Raw genomic sequence first — 15,393 nt, 5'->3', positions numbered from 1 at the left:
GAAAAAGGGCTGACAGTTGTCAGCCCTTTTTATATGTGTGGATTATAGCGGGTCGACTTTCAGGCAGGAGACCGCATGACGGAAGCTGCCCTCCAGCACCGGACGTGTCTGCGCGCACTCAGGCCCGGCAATCGGGCAGCGAGTACGGAACACGCAGCCCGACGGCGGGTTGATTGGTGACGGCAAATCCCCTTCCAGCAACTGTATCGTCTTGTTCTTTTCCCGATCCGGGTCCGGAACCGGCACCGCCGACATCAGCGCTTTGGTATATGGATGCAGCGGGTTCTGATACACCTCATCATAAGTGCCTAGCTCTACCGCATGGCCGAGGTACATTACCAGCACACGGTCGGAAATATGCTTAACCACCGCCAGGTCGTGAGCGATAAATATCAGCGACAGCCCCATTTCACGTTGCAGTTGCTGCAGCAGGTTAACGACCTGCGCCTGGATTGATACATCCAGCGCGGAAACCGGCTCATCACAAATGATCAGCTTCGGTTCGAGGATCAGCGCGCGGGCAATACCGATACGCTGACACTGACCACCGGAGAACTCGTGCGGATAGCGGTTAATCAGGTTCGGCAGCAGCCCCACTTTCATCATCATCGTTTTAACGCGATCGCGCACTTCCTGACGCGACATTTTCGGATGATAGGTGCGCAGCGGTTCGGCGATGATTTCACCGATAGTCATACGTGGGTTCAGTGATGCCAGCGGATCCTGAAAAATCATCTGGATATCGCTGCGCACATCGCGCCACTCTTCCTGCTTCATGCCCAGCAGATCTTTACCCAGCCAGGCCACTTTTCCGTCGGTGGCTTTCACCAGGCCAATAATGGCACGGGCGAAAGTCGACTTGCCGCAACCGGATTCGCCCACTACACCGAGGGTTTCCCCTTCGTACAGACGCAGCGTAACGCCATCAACCGCTTTCAGGGTTTTCGGCGGTTGCCAGAACCACTGCTTGCCATCTTTGATGTCGAAATGCACCTTTAAATCGGCGATTTCCAGCAGCACTTTTCTCTCATCAATCGCGGTATTCATACCAGTTCCTCCACCGATTTAAAGCAGGCGCGCAAACGACCCGGGGCAAACTCCTCCAGCGGTGGAGCACTGTTACAGATTTCCATCGCGTGCGGGCAGCGCGGCTGGAACGGGCAGCCTTTCGGCAGACGCAGCAGGTTCGGCGGGTTGCCTGGAATGGTCAACAACGCTTCGCCTTCCGTGTCGAGGCGCGGTACGGCATTCAGCAGGCCGATAGAGTACGGATGGGATGGCTGATAGAACACATCGCGCGCTTTGCCATACTCCATGGTACGGCCAGCGTACATCACCAGCACTTTGTCACAGATACCAGCAACAACGCCCAGGTCATGGGTGATCATAATGATTGCGGTGTTGAATTCGCGTTTCAGCTCGTTCAACAGGGTCATGATCTGCGCCTGTACGGTCACGTCCAGCGCGGTGGTCGGTTCATCGGCGATCAACAGTTTTGGCCGGCACAGCAACGCCATTGCGATCATGACACGCTGGCGCATACCGCCGGAAAACTCATGCGGATACATGCGCATGCGTTTACGCGCTTCCGGCATTTTCACCGCGTCGAGCATTTTAACGGACTCTTCAAATGCTTCCGCTTTGTTCATGCCTTTGTGCAACATCAGGACTTCCATCAACTGCTCACCCACGCGCATATACGGATTCAGCGAGGTCATTGGGTCCTGGAAAATCATCGAGATCTGCTCGGCGCGCAGTTTGTTTAGCGCCTGCTCCGGCAGGTTAAGGATCTCTTTGCCATTAAACGTCGCCGAGCCGCCAATGCGCCCGTTCGCCGCCAGCAACCCCATCAGAGCAAACGCCGTCTGGGATTTACCGGAACCCGACTCACCCACGATACCCAGCGTTTCACCGGCACGCAGCGAGAAGTTCAGGTCATTCACCGCCGTGACGTCGCCATCCGGGGTCTGGAAGGTCACACGCAGATCTTTCACGTCCAGCAGGAGATTGGATTGCTGCTGCGTCGCCGACGCGAATGAGGTTTCAGTTATGCTCATAACAGCACTCCTTAACGGTCTTTCGGATCGAGGGCATCACGCAGGCCATCGCCGATAAAGTTAAAACAGAACAAAGTGATAACCAGGAAACCTGCCGGGAACAGCAGCAACCACGGCGACACTTCCATCGAGTTCGCACCATCGCTTAACAGCGCGCCCCAGCTACTCAGCGGCTCCTGGGTACCCAGACCGAGGAAGCTCAGGAAGGATTCGAACAGGATCATGCTTGGCACCAGCAGTGAGGCATACACCACCACCACGCCCAGTACGTTTGGCACAATGTGGCGCACAACGATATTAGCGGTAGAAACCCCGCCGACCTGCGCCGCTTCGATAAACTCTTTACGTTTCAGGCTCAGGGTCTGACCACGCACAATACGCGCCATATCGAGCCAGGAAACCATGCCGATAGCAACAAAGATGAGCAGGATGTTTTGCCCAAAGAACGTCACCAGCAGGATCACGAAGAACATAAACGGGAAGGAGTTGAGGATCTCCAGCAAACGCATCATCACCGAGTCCGTTTTGCCGCCCAGGTAGCCGGAAAGTGAACCGTACAGCGTTCCCAGGATAACGGCCACCAGCGCCGCAGCGATACCCACCATCAGCGAGATACGTCCGCCGATTGCCACACGCACCAGCAGGTCGCGCCCGGAAGAGTCAGTACCAAAATAGTGACCGGACTCCATATCCGGCTTGCTGGACATCATGCCCCAGTCGGTATCGAAATAACTAAACTGCGACAGCATCGGTGCTAATGTCACAAACAGGGCTATCAGCAGCAATACGATCAGGCTTGCTACCGCAGCACGGTTATGCATAAAGCGACGGCGTGCGTCCTGCCACAGGCTTCGTCCTTCTACTTCCAGTTTCTCACTGAAGTTTTCCAGCGCCTCGCTGTTTTTCTTACTTAACATCATGGCGAACTCCAGTATTAATAACGAATCTTCGGATCGATAACGGCATACAGCACATCAACAATCGCGTTAAACAGAATGGTCAGCGTGCCAACCAGGATGGTCAGGCTCAGCACCAGCGAATAGTCACGGTTCAGCGCGCCGTTAACGAACAGCTGGCCGATACCCGGCAGACCATAAATGGTCTCGATAACCATGGAACCGGTAATGATGCCGACAAACGCCGGGCCCATATAGGAGAGCACTGGCAGCAGCGCGGGTTTGAGCGCGTGACGGAAAATGATTCGGCGCATCGGCAACCCTTTGGCACGCGCAGTGCGAATAAAGTTTGAGTGCAAAACTTCAATCATCGAACCGCGGGTGATACGTGCAATGCTGGCGATATAGGCCAGAGACAACGCCACCATCGGCAGGATCATGAATTTCAGTGCCCCACCATTCCAGCCGCCCGCTGGCAGCCACTTCAGCACGATGGCGAAGATCATCACCAATAACGGCGCGACAACGAAGCTCGGGATAACGACCCCGGTCATTGCCAGCCCCATCACCGTATAGTCCCATCGGGTGTTCTGGTTAAGCGCGGCTACGACACCGGCCGTAACGCCAAAGACAATGGCCAGAATAAATGCCGCCGCACCTAATTTTGCGGAAACCGGGAAGCTTGCCGCTACCAGGTCATTCACGGTGTAGTCTTTGTATTTGAATGACGGCCCGAAATCGAAGTGCGCCAGCTGTTTCAGATAACTGAAATATTGCGTGGTGATCGGGTCGTTTAAATGATATTTCGCTTCAATATTCGCCATGACCTCTGGCGCCAGCGCACGTTCACCGGTGAATGGACTTCCCGGCGCGAGACGCATCATAAAGAACGAGATGGTAATAAGAATGAAAAGCGTTGGGATCGCTTCAAGACAGCGACGTAGGATAAATTTCAACATTGCCCGTACCTTCTGGCCTGTGCCTTTTACACATTCTCTTTCAGGCGGTTAAGCCTGCGACCGATGTGTGTTCTGGTGCGATAAAATAAGACACTGTGGGGCAGGTCGCCCTGCCCCACTCATTGCCATTAATGCTTGATAATATACAAGTTTTTAACGTAGATATTATCCATCGGGTCTTTACCGGTGTAGCCACCAACCCAGGTTTTCACCAGACGGGCGTTCACGTAGTAGTAAACCGGAACGATCGCCGAGTCTTTATCCAGTTGCTGTTCAGCTTTGGAATAAAGCTCGCTGCGCTGTGCTTCGTCAGTGACTTTCAGCGTGTCGCCGATCAGCTTGTCAAACGCCGGGCTCTTATAGTGCGCGGTGTTGTTGGAGCTGTCAGAAAGCATGGTGTTCAGGAAGGAGGTTGGCTCGTTGTAGTCCGCACACCAGCCCGCACGTGCAACATCGAAGGTGCCCTGATGACGCGTGTCGAGGAAGGTTTTCCACTCCTGGTTTTCCAGCTTAACGTCTACGCCAAGGTTTTTCTTCCAGATGGAAGCCACTGCGATCGCCAGTTTTTTATGCAGATCGGAGGTGTTATACAGCAGGCTGAACGACAGCGGTTTGTCTGCGGTGTAACCAGCTTCGGCCAGCAGTTTTTTCGCTTCAGCGTTGCGCTGTTCCTGGGTCATTTTGAACCAGGCCGGTTCAGTCAATTTTGCACCATCGGTGTACGGCGGCGTGTAGCTGTATGCCGGCAGATCGCCCTGGTTTTTCACTTTGTTGACGATGATGTCGCGATCCAGCGCCAGTTTCAGCGCGGTACGAACGCGAACGTCAGTGAACGGGGCTTTCTGGTTGTTGATTTCGTAGTAATAAGTACACAGGTACGGATCAACGTGTACTTCTTTAGGGATCTCTTTTTTCAACTTCTGGAACAGTTCGATCGGCATGTTGTTATAAGTCATGTCGATTTCGCCGCTGCGGTAGCGGTTAACGTCCGTAACTTCAGAAGAGATTGGCAGGTACGTTACCTGGTTAATAACGGTTTTCGCGTTATCCCAGTAATTGGTGTTGCGCTCAAGAACGATACGTTCGTTGACTACCCAATCTTTCAGTTTGTAAGCACCGTTGGTCACGATGTTAGCCGGCTGGGTCCATTTTTCGCCGAATTTTTCAATGGTGGCTTTAGGCACAGCGGAAACAGATGGGTGAACCAGCAGTTTATAGAAATAAGGAACCGGCTCGCTCAGGGTGACTTCAAAGGTGTAATCATCAATTGCTTTTACGCCAAGATCGCTGGTCGGTTTTTTGCCAGCGATAACATCGTCGATATTGGCGATGTGGCCGTACTGCAGATAGCTCGCATACGGAGAAGCGGTTTTCGGATCCGCCAGACGCTGCCAGCTATAAACAAAATCATGCGCCGTTACAGGCGTACCGTCGGACCATTTCGCATTTTTACGCAGATGGAAGGTCCAAACTTTAAAATCTTTATTATCCCACGTCTCTGCAACACCAGCCGTCGGGTGACCCTGAACATCGGAGATCAGCAGACCTTCAAACAGGTCGCGGTTGATGTTGGATTCAGGAACCCCTTCGATTTTATGCGGGTCGAGAGATTGAACTTCAGAACCGTTGTTACGAACCAGCGTTTGCTTCTCCGCCAGTTGTACTCCTGCCGGTACATCGGCAGCCATTGCCGCGTTACCGGTAATTAGTGCAGTCAAAATCCCCGCAGCTACCAGACTTTTCTTTGTGATGATGGACATTGTGTTGTTACTCCACTCATTATAATTACTGACGTTCACGCCAGCGTGTTTCATCCCCTGTTGGGGGCCTGTATAGCGCAGGAGCTTTTTGGCGCTATCAGACATCTTTTTTTACTGCTGCTATCACCGACTTTTTTATTACGGACTGCTCAAACGGCAATCTTGCGTCGATTCTGTTACGCATCTCCCCTGTCGAGACGCGCGATATTCCCTATGACAAGCGTTTATATGAAAACGATTCTCATCTGAGCTGTTTATTCTGCAAATTATAAGGTCGAGAAACATAATGGGCGGAAAATAACAAATGCCCTCTGTTGCCGCCAATACATTTTGCAAATTTGTTAACCATTTCTCTTTTACGACACAGCATCAACCGACAGGCGATAGCTTTTCAGCCTCCCTGTTACTTTTTTATCTATTATTATCAATGAGATAAATGAACATCACCACCATGTGATGTTTTCAGACCGATGCTGTGCTTTTTTGCACAAAAAAGCAACAATTGACTACTTTTTAGCACATTCATCTGCGAGAACATTGAAAGTACTAATATCATTTCAATTATGTCACGGCAAGCCCAATAGTATTATGTGACAGAAATAACAGGTGCGATTGCGCGAATTCCGCACAGCAGAGATTCGTTATACTTATAATTCACTGATAGAAAACAGATTTTCTGATTAGTGTAATTTATTATACTTCCCGGCGTTTTGCGGATTCGTCATATGTTTTGCTGATTTTGCGCGTTCCTTTACAGCCATATTTGCACTGTAAAATGGTCATCGCTATATAGAAGAAAGCATAACGATAACCTTTTGTTTCCTTATTAAAGGAAGAAGTGAATCAGTTCAGCAAACCAGGAAATAGCGATCTCGCCCCCGCGACAATAAACTCAATACCTAGCGCCATAAGTAATAACCCCATAATACGTGTTATTACGTTGATACCCGTTTGCCCAAGCAAACGCACCAGCCAGGGCGCGATACGAAATAGTCCCCAGGAGCTGAGCGCAAACAGCGCGATCGCCACAGTGAAACCGATCAGATGCTCAACGGTGTGATAGCGTGTTCCCCAAACGATGGTAGAACTGATTGCCCCCGGCCCCGCCATCAAAGGCAAAGCGAGTGGTACCACGCCGATACTTTCGCGAATGGCTGTCTCTGACTTTTCTTGTTTATTCTGTTTATCTTCCCCCAGTTTCCCGCTGATCATCGACATGGCGATAGTCACCACCAGAATGCCCCCGGCAATACGGAACGAATCGATTGAAATACCAAACAGCTGCAATATGGCATCGCCAAGAAACAGCGACGTCCAGAGAATAATGGCTACGGAAAGATTGGCGGTGAGATTCGTTTTATTCCGCGCGGCGGTCATCTGGTAGCTGGTCATGCTGATAAAGACCGGAATAATGCCGACCGGGTTGACCAACGCAAACAGGCCAATAAAAAATTTAAAATAGAGGGGAAAATCGAACACGATGTGCTCCACAGTAGGTTTCGTAACGTTGTCAGATAAATAACTTATCGGCGCGACAGGAAAATCCATGCAGAAGATACGCGTTTTCGCCGCGCAGTTCATCATGATTTCCGTGGAAATTCGCAGCAATACAGCATGTTATTCAGTTGTGGGAATTGTGATAATCTTAGAGCGCGCCTGGCCATATGCCATTAACATTTGCTACAAACGCCCAAAAACGGGCTGCTGAAAGGTGTCAGCTTCGCTGAAATTTGATGTAGATCACGCATTGCTTACTCAGAAGTGGGTAATCTTGATGGCACGAAAAGAGCTCAAAAGTGTCAGTAAGTGCGTTGTATCCTCGAGGCTCTTTCAGTAAATCAGTGGTGGATGGTTTAGCGTTAACTCTTTGTTTTTATGAAATTTACGCAACCTGCAGCCGGTCTGTCTATACTTTCCCATTAGGCAGCTGGTTTACTAAAAGAGTTTAAACATTATCAGGAGAGCATTATGGCTGTTACTAATGTCGCTGAACTTAACGCACTCGTTGAACGCGTGAAGAAAGCCCAGCGTGAATATGCCAACTTTACTCAAGAGCAAGTAGATAAAATCTTCCGTGCTGCCGCTCTGGCTGCCGCAGATGCTCGTATCCCGCTGGCAAAAATGGCGGTTGCCGAATCCGGCATGGGTATCGTTGAAGACAAAGTGATTAAAAACCACTTCGCTTCCGAATATATTTATAACGCGTATAAAGACGAGAAAACCTGCGGCGTGCTGTCAGAAGATGACACCTTCGGCACAATTACCATCGCAGAACCAATCGGCATTATCTGTGGTATCGTTCCGACCACTAACCCAACCTCTACCGCTATCTTTAAATCGCTGATTAGCCTCAAAACCCGTAACGCAATCATTTTTTCCCCGCATCCGCGCGCTAAAGATGCCACCAATAAAGCAGCTGATATCGTACTGCAAGCAGCCATTGCCGCTGGTGCTCCGAAAGATCTGATCGGCTGGATTGATCAACCGTCTGTAGAACTGTCTAACGCATTAATGCATCACCCGGATATCAACCTGATCCTCGCCACTGGCGGCCCGGGCATGGTAAAAGCGGCGTACAGCTCCGGTAAACCGGCGATCGGTGTAGGCGCGGGTAACACCCCGGTTGTGATTGATGAAACTGCCGATATCAAACGTGCAGTAGCGTCTGTACTGATGTCTAAAACCTTTGATAACGGCGTTATCTGTGCTTCTGAACAGTCCGTTGTTGTAGTTGATTCTGTCTACGATGCGGTTCGTGAGCGTTTCGCCAGCCACGGCGGTTACCTGCTTCAGGGCAAAGAGTTGAAAGCCGTTCAGGACATTATCCTGAAAAATGGCGCGCTCAACGCCGCTATTGTTGGTCAGCCTGCTTATAAAATCGCTGAACTGGCCGGTTTCACCGTTCCAACGACCACTAAGATCCTGATTGGTGAAGTGAAAGTTGTCGATGAGAGTGAGCCGTTCGCCCACGAAAAACTGTCACCGACGCTTGCCATGTACCGCGCGAAAGATTTCGAAGACGCGGTCGAAAAAGCAGAGAAACTTGTCGCTATGGGCGGTATCGGTCATACCTCTTGCCTGTATACCGACCAGGATAACCAGCCAGATCGCGTTGCTCACTTCGGCCAGAAGATGAAAACCGCGCGTATCCTGATTAACACCCCGGCTTCTCAGGGTGGTATCGGTGACCTGTATAACTTTAAACTCGCGCCTTCCCTGACTCTGGGTTGTGGTTCCTGGGGTGGTAACTCCATCTCTGAAAACGTTGGTCCGAAACACTTGATCAACAAGAAAACCGTTGCTAAGCGAGCTGAAAACATGTTGTGGCATAAACTTCCGAAATCTATCTACTTCCGCCGTGGTTCTCTGCCAATCGCGCTGGATGAAGTGATTACTGATGGTCACAAACGCGCGCTTATCGTGACTGACCGTTTCCTGTTCAACAACGGTTATGCAGACCAGATCACTTCTGTGCTGAAAGCGGCTGGCGTTGAAACCGAAGTGTTCTTCGAAGTTGAAGCAGACCCAACACTGACCATCGTGCGTAAAGGCGCTGAATTGGCGAACTCGTTTAAACCAGACGTAATTATCGCTCTGGGTGGCGGTTCCCCGATGGACGCCGCGAAAATTATGTGGGTGATGTACGAACATCCGGAAACCCATTTCGAAGAGCTGGCGCTGCGCTTTATGGATATCCGTAAACGTATCTATAAGTTCCCGAAAATGGGCGTGAAAGCGAAAATGATCGCTATCACCACTACTTCCGGTACCGGTTCTGAAGTTACGCCGTTTGCGGTAGTAACCGATGATGCAACAGGTCAGAAATATCCACTGGCAGACTACGCTCTGACGCCGGATATGGCGATTGTCGATGCCAACCTGGTGATGGATATGCCGAAATCCCTGTGTGCCTTTGGTGGCCTGGATGCGGTAACTCATGCACTGGAAGCTTACGTTTCCGTACTGGCTTCTGAGTTCTCTGATGGCCAGGCGCTGCAAGCGCTGAAATTGCTGAAAGAGAACCTGCCAGCGTCTTACAACGAAGGTTCAAAAAACCCGGTTGCTCGTGAACGTGTTCACAGTGCCGCTACCATTGCCGGTATCGCCTTTGCCAACGCCTTCCTTGGTGTGTGCCACTCCATGGCGCACAAACTGGGTTCGCAGTTCCACATTCCGCACGGTCTGGCTAACGCCCTCCTTATCTGTAACGTTATTCGCTATAACGCGAACGACAACCCGACTAAGCAGACCGCGTTCAGCCAATATGACCGCCCGCAGGCGCGCCGCCGTTATGCAGAAATCGCCGACCATTTAGGTCTGACTTCTGCCGGTGACCGTACCGCAGCGAAAATCGAAAAACTGCTGGCATGGCTGGAAAGCATCAAAGCTGAACTGGGTATTCCGAAATCTATCCGTGAAGCTGGCGTACAGGAAGCTGACTTCCTGGCCAACGTGGATAAGCTGTCTGAAGATGCGTTTGATGACCAGTGTACTGGTGCTAACCCGCGCTACCCACTGATCTCTGAACTGAAACAGATCCTGCTGGATACTTTCTACGGTCGTGAGTACAAAGAAGGTGAAGTGGCGGTAGTGAAAGCTGAAGCTGCTCCCGTTAAAGCAGACAAAAAAGCGAAGAAACCCGCTTAATTGTTAACGTTAATAAAAAAACCCGCTTCGGCGGGTTTTTTATTGCGAAAGAGAGGAAGCAAAAACTAACCTCTGACGCGTTGCTGAATCGTCGTTAAAGAGCCCTCTTGCAGCGCTTCTTTGTAGTGTTTGCGGCACACGGATACATAGCGTTCATTGCCGCCAATAACCACCTGTTCGCCTTCGTTATAAGGGCGCCCCTCTTGATCAAGGCGCAGCACCATACTGGCTTTACGACCACAGAAGCAGACAGTTTTCAGCTCAACCAGTTTATCTGACCAGGCCAGCAAATATTGGCTACCGACAAATAACTCACCGCGAAAATCCGTGCGCAAACCGTAACAAAGCACCGGAATATCCAGTTGATCGACAACTTCAGATAACGCGTACACCTGCTCGCGCGTTAAAAACTGGCACTCGTCGACCAGCACACAATGCACAGCTTGTTGTTGATGCTCAGCGTTGATTTCGTCAAACAGCGATGAGTTGTGATTAAACAAACGCGCTGGTGAAGATAAGCCGATACGAGAGCTAACCTTGCCTGCTCCGAAGCGATCGTCAATTTCGGCGGTGTAAACCACCGTGCGCATCCCTCTTTCCTGATAATTGTAAGAGGATTGTAATAACGCCGTTGATTTCCCCGCATTCATTGCTGAATAGTAGAAATAAAGCTGTGCCATTGCGTGCAAAACCCCAATCAAAGTGTGATATTCCCGGCGCGGAGTGTAGCATATTTTATCTGCTCATCCTGCCGTTGCTCCGCGATTGAAGTAAATCAATTCCCGATAGCAAACTCATAGATATTCCAATAGTTAATCATCTGAGTTGTTACTGACAAAGAAACAGCAATAAGAAATTCATGATCTTACAATTTTTTTTAATCGGAACATTCTCACCCCAGTATACGGAAATTATTAATAATTTAAGGAAGAAGCACATCCAACGCTGGAATACTCAAGGTCGATATTTATCCATAATGGCTATAAACACGGATCAGATTAATCAGAAGTTTATGCATAAACACGCCGTCAAAGGCGCTGCCAGTACATCGGTATAAGATGTTTTTTGTGCGTTTCTTCAAGAAAAATTTAAGTTAGCGATATTTATAAATCGACTTAATAAAGCGGCATTTTGAATTCCTTACATTCACAGCTATTGCACTGGCGAAATTAACGCTCTATTATTAGCCCGACAAACCACCCCAATATAAGTTTGAGATTACTACAATGAGCGAAGCACTTAAAATTCTGAACAACATCCGTACTCTTCGTGCGCAAGCAAGAGAATGCACTCTGGAAACGCTCGAAGAGATGCTGGAGAAATTAGAAGTTGTGGTTAATGAGCGCCGCGAGGAAGAAAGCGCTGCCGCAGCTGAAGTTGAAGAGCGTACGCGTAAATTACAGCAATATCGTGAAATGCTGATCGCTGACGGTATTGATCCGAACGAATTGCTGAACAGCATGGTTACCGCTAAAACCGGCACTAAAGCAAAACGTGCAGCACGCCCGGCTAAATATAGCTATGTTGATGAAAATGGCGAGACCAAAACCTGGACGGGTCAGGGTCGTACTCCGGCAGTAATCAAAAAAGCAATGGACGAACAAGGCAAACAACTTGACGATTTCCTGATCGAGGAGTAATCAAGCCAGATTTCAAAAGGATCCCGCCAACTGGCGGGATTTTTTTTGACAAAGCACACATTCTCTTCACAAATATAGTGTATGGCATTTGGAATATACGTTTCTCGAATGCATATTGCTCAAATCCTGGTCAATTCATTTATTGTTTTGTGCGATATCTCCTGCACAGCTTTGCCGTAACCTTTTCATTCGGAACATTCACAAATAAAAAAGGCCGGAGATAAGCAGTGCAATGCACTATTATCTCCGGCCTTATTCAGACTAAAGAAAGCCTATTATGCTTTCCCGGCGCCGACAGTTTCTTCGAGCCAGGCTTTAAATTCCTCGCCCAGCGAATTGTGACGAATACCATACTCTACGAATGCGCGCATATAGCCAAGTTTATTACCGCAGTCATGGCTTTTACCTTTCATGTGATAGGCTTCTACGGTTTCTTTTTCGATTAGCATATCGATAGCATCGGTAAGCTGGATCTCATCACCCGCTCCCGGAGGTGTTTTCGCCAGCAGCGGCCAAATTTCTGCGCTCAGAACATAACGACCTACAACGGCAAGATTAGAAGGTGCTACGTTAGCTTTCGGTTTTTCAACCACGCCCACCATTGGAACGCTATCACCCGGATTCAGCGTTGCGCCTTTGCAATCCACCACGCCGTAAGCGGTAACATCATCCACAGGTTCAACCATGATCTGGCTGGCACCGGTTTCGTCAAAACGTTTAATCATCTCAGCCAGGTTATCCTGGGACAGATCGGATTCGTATTCATCCAGAATCACATCCGGCAGAATAACCGCTACGGGTTCGTTACCGACTACCGGGTGCGCGCACAATACGGCATGTCCCAGACCTTTCGCCAGCCCCTGACGCACCTGCATAATAGTCACGTGCGGCGGGCAAATAGACTGAACTTCTTCCAGTAACTGACGTTTTACGCGTTTTTCCAGCATTGCTTCGAGTTCGAAGCTGGTATCGAAGTGGTTTTCGATAGAGTTTTTAGATGAATGTGTTACCAGAACGATTTCAGTAATGCCAGCAGCGATACACTCATTTACGACATACTGAATTAATGGCTTATCAACCAGCGGTAACATTTCTTTAGGAATTGCCTTAGTCGCTGGTAACATCCTGGTTCCCAATCCCGCAACCGGGATTACTGCTTTAGTCACTTTCGAATTTATTGCAGCCATTGAAAATCTCCTGGACTGTCCATGCTTGAACATGTTCATGAATTAACTCGCGTCTGAGTATATCAGTACCAACCCATCGACCAGGTCTGAAAAGGACGCGCTTACATCTAATTAGGACTAATACGCATAAACTGCGGCGATAGTACCACCCGTTTTTATGCGGAGGGTAAATCTATCTGCAATGTATGATTCGATCGCTCATTCCGCGCTCAACATTAAACGCAGACGCCCGCCGGCACCCCACACCTGACATTGCCAGGAGTCGCAACGCTGGCTCAACTGATTTAAATAAGTATTGCCAAGCGTACCGAGAGGGACTCCATTGCTGATTTGAATTTGATGATCGCCGGTATTTAACGTTGCGTTAAGACCAGCCGAAACGAGTATCAGGTTTTTCAATTCACTGTGGTAATAACCCACAAGTAGCGGGAACTGACCGGGTAAATTAGCCTGGTGCAATAATTGATTTACCTGCTTGAGCAGCGCGCCCATCTCGGGTAAACGCTGGCGCTGGTGAGAAAGTTGTTCTTGCAGTAACCCATTAAATAAGGCGCGCAGCAGCAGCGCCGCCAGCACGCCGTTATTTTCTGCACGCGTCACGTCCAGGCAATAAAACGCGAGATCCTGACCTGATATCGGCGCGATATCAAGCACCAGACCGGGGCTTTCAACAGAAACCAGTTGGCGATAATTTACCCGACAACCGGAAATAACTTGTTGTACCGGTGGCTGAAGTTCCTGCAATAAATTCGCCGCGGCCTGTGGATTATCGACCAGCGCGTCCCAATCCTGGAACAAGCGCTCCTCTTCCTCAACGCGTGAATTAAACATATTGGGATAAAGACAGGCAAAGAGCGTTTCTTTTAATCGATTAAGATCTTTAACGGGTTTAAGAACGACATCCTGAACGCCAAGACGCAATGCTTTGGCGATATCCGCCATGTTTTCTGTCGCCGATATCACAAGCACCGGCGTTTGCATGCCCCGATTGCGTAACGTCTCAATGAGAACAAGGCCATTCATACGCGGCATTGCAAGATCGCAAATCATAAGATCGGGTTTATTTGCTGCCAACAATTCGAGCGCGACGACCCCATCTTCCGCCAGCAGCGTTATCGCACCTAAAGATTGCAACCACGAATCCAGCAGAGAGCGGAAAACGGGCTCGTCTTCAACGATCAGTATCTGTTTTCCGGTCAACGGCTGCGTCATCTTATCTCCCCTGCCTGACGATAGATCAATAGTGGCATGCTTCGCCGATAATCGCCTGTCAGAATTTGCTGAAGTCTATAAAAACTCTACTTACGAAAGGGTCCGCACTAACGGAAGCAACTCATCCATTTTCTTTTCTGTCGCCAGTTGCCCCGCTGCAATAGCGGCATCTGCCCGATGAAAATCGAGTGTCGAAATTTGTGGGCAGAGAGGTTGCAACAGAATATCTGGCGGATCGCCAGCCATACGATTACGTTTGAGCCGGTTTTCGAGCACCTGAATCGAGGTGCTCATGATTTCCATTGCTGTGGGCGCGATTGGCCGTTTTGGCGTTATCCGCCCCAGCCGTTCACGCAGGCGTTGATGCCAGCGCTGCGTGGCAACCGTGTCGCTGTCTTTATCGTTATTAGAAAGATTCACTGACAGCAGATCTTGCTGCATCAGATGGGCGTCATGCTGCAAATCTACGGCAATCACCACATCCGCACCTAACGCGCGGGTAAGGGAAACCGGTACGGGATTCACTACCGCACCATCCACCAGCCAGTAACCATTATGCGGAACCGGTGACATTAACCCAGGCATACTGCAGGAGGCGCGAACGGCATGATGTAAATCCCCTTCAGTGAACCATAGCTCGCGCCCGGTGCTAAGGTTGGTTGCCACGGCGCCGAAGCGTTTCTGGCAATGGCTAAAATCCGCGAACGGCAACAACTGGCGATACTGATTGAACACGCGTTCACCGCGTAACAGACCACCTCGCTGCCAGGAGAGATCCATCAGCCGCAGCACATCCCAGTAACGAAAAGAGCGTACCCATTTTTCCAGCGACGGCAGACGTCCACACGCGTAAGCAGCACCAACCAGTGAACCAATGGAACACCCTGCCACAATATCAATTTCGATACCCGCGCGTTGCAATGCGTTAATCACGCCGATATGCGACCAACCTCTGGCCGCGCCGGAACCGAGCGCCAGACCAATTTTTACCTTTCTCATAACGCTTATTTTACTTCCCCCGGCTTACTGTAGCCA

General features: G+C 49.9%; 12 protein-coding genes. 2 read left to right on the top strand and 10 right to left on the bottom strand.

Going from position 1 to position 15,393, the window contains the following annotated elements; translation table 11 throughout:
- Positions 1–42: 42 nt before the first annotated feature.
- The 6 genes from oppF to M8Q36_RS17405 form a co-directional block, all read right to left on the bottom strand.
- Positions 43–1,047 carry a murein tripeptide/oligopeptide ABC transporter ATP binding protein OppF gene (gene oppF, locus M8Q36_RS17430; protein ID WP_016495843.1) on the bottom strand — a complete coding sequence of 335 codons (1,005 nt, stop codon included), beginning with the start codon at positions 1,045–1,047 and terminating at the stop codon, positions 43–45.
- Positions 1,044–2,057 carry an ABC transporter ATP-binding protein gene (locus M8Q36_RS17425; RefSeq protein WP_045513483.1) on the bottom strand — a complete coding sequence of 338 codons (1,014 nt, stop codon included), beginning with the start codon at positions 2,055–2,057 and terminating at the stop codon, positions 1,044–1,046. The genes oppF and M8Q36_RS17425 overlap by 4 nt, the downstream gene beginning before the upstream one ends.
- A gap of 11 nt (positions 2,058–2,068) precedes the next feature.
- Complete coding sequence (oppC, locus tag M8Q36_RS17420) at positions 2,069–2,977, bottom strand: oligopeptide ABC transporter permease OppC (protein ID WP_016495841.1); 909 nt, start codon at positions 2,975–2,977, stop codon at positions 2,069–2,071.
- Positions 2,978–2,991: 14 nt separating this feature from the next.
- On the bottom strand, positions 2,992–3,912 hold the full coding sequence (gene oppB / locus M8Q36_RS17415; RefSeq protein WP_016495840.1) for an oligopeptide ABC transporter permease OppB: 921 nt from the start codon (positions 3,910–3,912) through the stop codon (positions 2,992–2,994).
- Between the two features lie 128 nt (positions 3,913–4,040).
- Complete coding sequence (oppA, locus tag M8Q36_RS17410; RefSeq protein WP_025263594.1) at positions 4,041–5,672, bottom strand: oligopeptide ABC transporter substrate-binding protein OppA; 1,632 nt, start codon at positions 5,670–5,672, stop codon at positions 4,041–4,043.
- 843 nt (positions 5,673–6,515) lie between these two features.
- The gene (locus M8Q36_RS17405) at positions 6,516–7,163 is read right to left on the bottom strand and encodes a YchE family NAAT transporter (RefSeq protein WP_249882799.1); all 648 of its coding nucleotides are present in this window, start codon (positions 7,161–7,163) and stop codon (positions 6,516–6,518) included.
- A 477-nt stretch (positions 7,164–7,640) separates the two neighbouring features.
- Here M8Q36_RS17405 and adhE point away from each other — a divergent pair, with 477 nt between their 5' ends.
- Positions 7,641–10,319 (top strand): bifunctional acetaldehyde-CoA/alcohol dehydrogenase, encoded by a 2,679-nt coding sequence (gene adhE, locus M8Q36_RS17400; RefSeq protein ID WP_016495837.1) that lies wholly within the window; start codon positions 7,641–7,643, stop codon positions 10,317–10,319.
- 65 nt (positions 10,320–10,384) lie between these two features.
- On the opposite strand, the gene tdk is transcribed toward adhE, so the two are convergent.
- Entirely contained in the window at positions 10,385–10,999 is a 615-nt protein-coding gene (gene tdk, locus M8Q36_RS17395) for a thymidine kinase (protein WP_016495836.1), read from the bottom strand.
- A 546-nt stretch (positions 11,000–11,545) separates the two neighbouring features.
- Here tdk and hns point away from each other — a divergent pair.
- Complete coding sequence (gene hns, locus M8Q36_RS17390; protein WP_017457162.1) at positions 11,546–11,959, top strand: histone-like nucleoid-structuring protein H-NS; 414 nt, start codon at positions 11,546–11,548, stop codon at positions 11,957–11,959.
- A 275-nt stretch (positions 11,960–12,234) separates the two neighbouring features.
- On the opposite strand, the gene galU is transcribed toward hns, so the two are convergent.
- The 3 genes from galU to rssA form a co-directional block, all read right to left on the bottom strand.
- On the bottom strand, positions 12,235–13,146 hold the full coding sequence (gene galU, locus M8Q36_RS17385) for a UTP--glucose-1-phosphate uridylyltransferase GalU (protein WP_017457161.1): 912 nt from the start codon (positions 13,144–13,146) through the stop codon (positions 12,235–12,237).
- A gap of 198 nt (positions 13,147–13,344) precedes the next feature.
- Complete coding sequence (gene rssB, locus M8Q36_RS17380; protein WP_017457160.1) at positions 13,345–14,358, bottom strand: two-component system response regulator RssB; 1,014 nt, start codon at positions 14,356–14,358, stop codon at positions 13,345–13,347.
- Positions 14,359–14,448: 90 nt separating this feature from the next.
- The gene (gene rssA / locus M8Q36_RS17375; protein WP_249881719.1) at positions 14,449–15,357 is read right to left on the bottom strand and encodes a patatin-like phospholipase RssA; all 909 of its coding nucleotides are present in this window, start codon (positions 15,355–15,357) and stop codon (positions 14,449–14,451) included.
- Positions 15,358–15,393 lie beyond the last annotated feature (36 nt).

The organism is Kosakonia sp. R1.Fl (assembly GCF_023516815.1).
In the GTDB taxonomy this organism is placed as follows: Bacteria; Pseudomonadota; Gammaproteobacteria; order Enterobacterales; family Enterobacteriaceae; genus Kosakonia.
Note: the sequence above shows the minus strand (reverse complement) of the source record. Positions and strands in the feature narration are given on the sequence as shown.

Coding starts and splice junctions, on each gene's coding strand:
- oppF (WP_016495843.1), bottom strand. CDS start 1,047: ATGAATACCGCGATTGATGAGAGAAAAGTGCTGCTGGAAATCGCCGAT.
- M8Q36_RS17425 (WP_045513483.1), bottom strand. CDS start 2,057: ATGAGCATAACTGAAACCTCATTCGCGTCGGCGACGCAGCAGCAATCC.
- oppC (WP_016495841.1), bottom strand. CDS start 2,977: ATGATGTTAAGTAAGAAAAACAGCGAGGCGCTGGAAAACTTCAGTGAG.
- oppB (WP_016495840.1), bottom strand. CDS start 3,912: ATGTTGAAATTTATCCTACGTCGCTGTCTTGAAGCGATCCCAACGCTT.
- oppA (WP_025263594.1), bottom strand. CDS start 5,672: ATGTCCATCATCACAAAGAAAAGTCTGGTAGCTGCGGGGATTTTGACT.
- adhE (WP_016495837.1), top strand. CDS start 7,641: ATGGCTGTTACTAATGTCGCTGAACTTAACGCACTCGTTGAACGCGTG.
- tdk (WP_016495836.1), bottom strand. CDS start 10,999: ATGGCACAGCTTTATTTCTACTATTCAGCAATGAATGCGGGGAAATCA.
- hns (WP_017457162.1), top strand. CDS start 11,546: ATGAGCGAAGCACTTAAAATTCTGAACAACATCCGTACTCTTCGTGCG.
- galU (WP_017457161.1), bottom strand. CDS start 13,146: ATGGCTGCAATAAATTCGAAAGTGACTAAAGCAGTAATCCCGGTTGCG.
- rssB (WP_017457160.1), bottom strand. CDS start 14,358: ATGACGCAGCCGTTGACCGGAAAACAGATACTGATCGTTGAAGACGAG.
- rssA (WP_249881719.1), bottom strand. CDS start 15,357: ATGAGAAAGGTAAAAATTGGTCTGGCGCTCGGTTCCGGCGCGGCCAGA.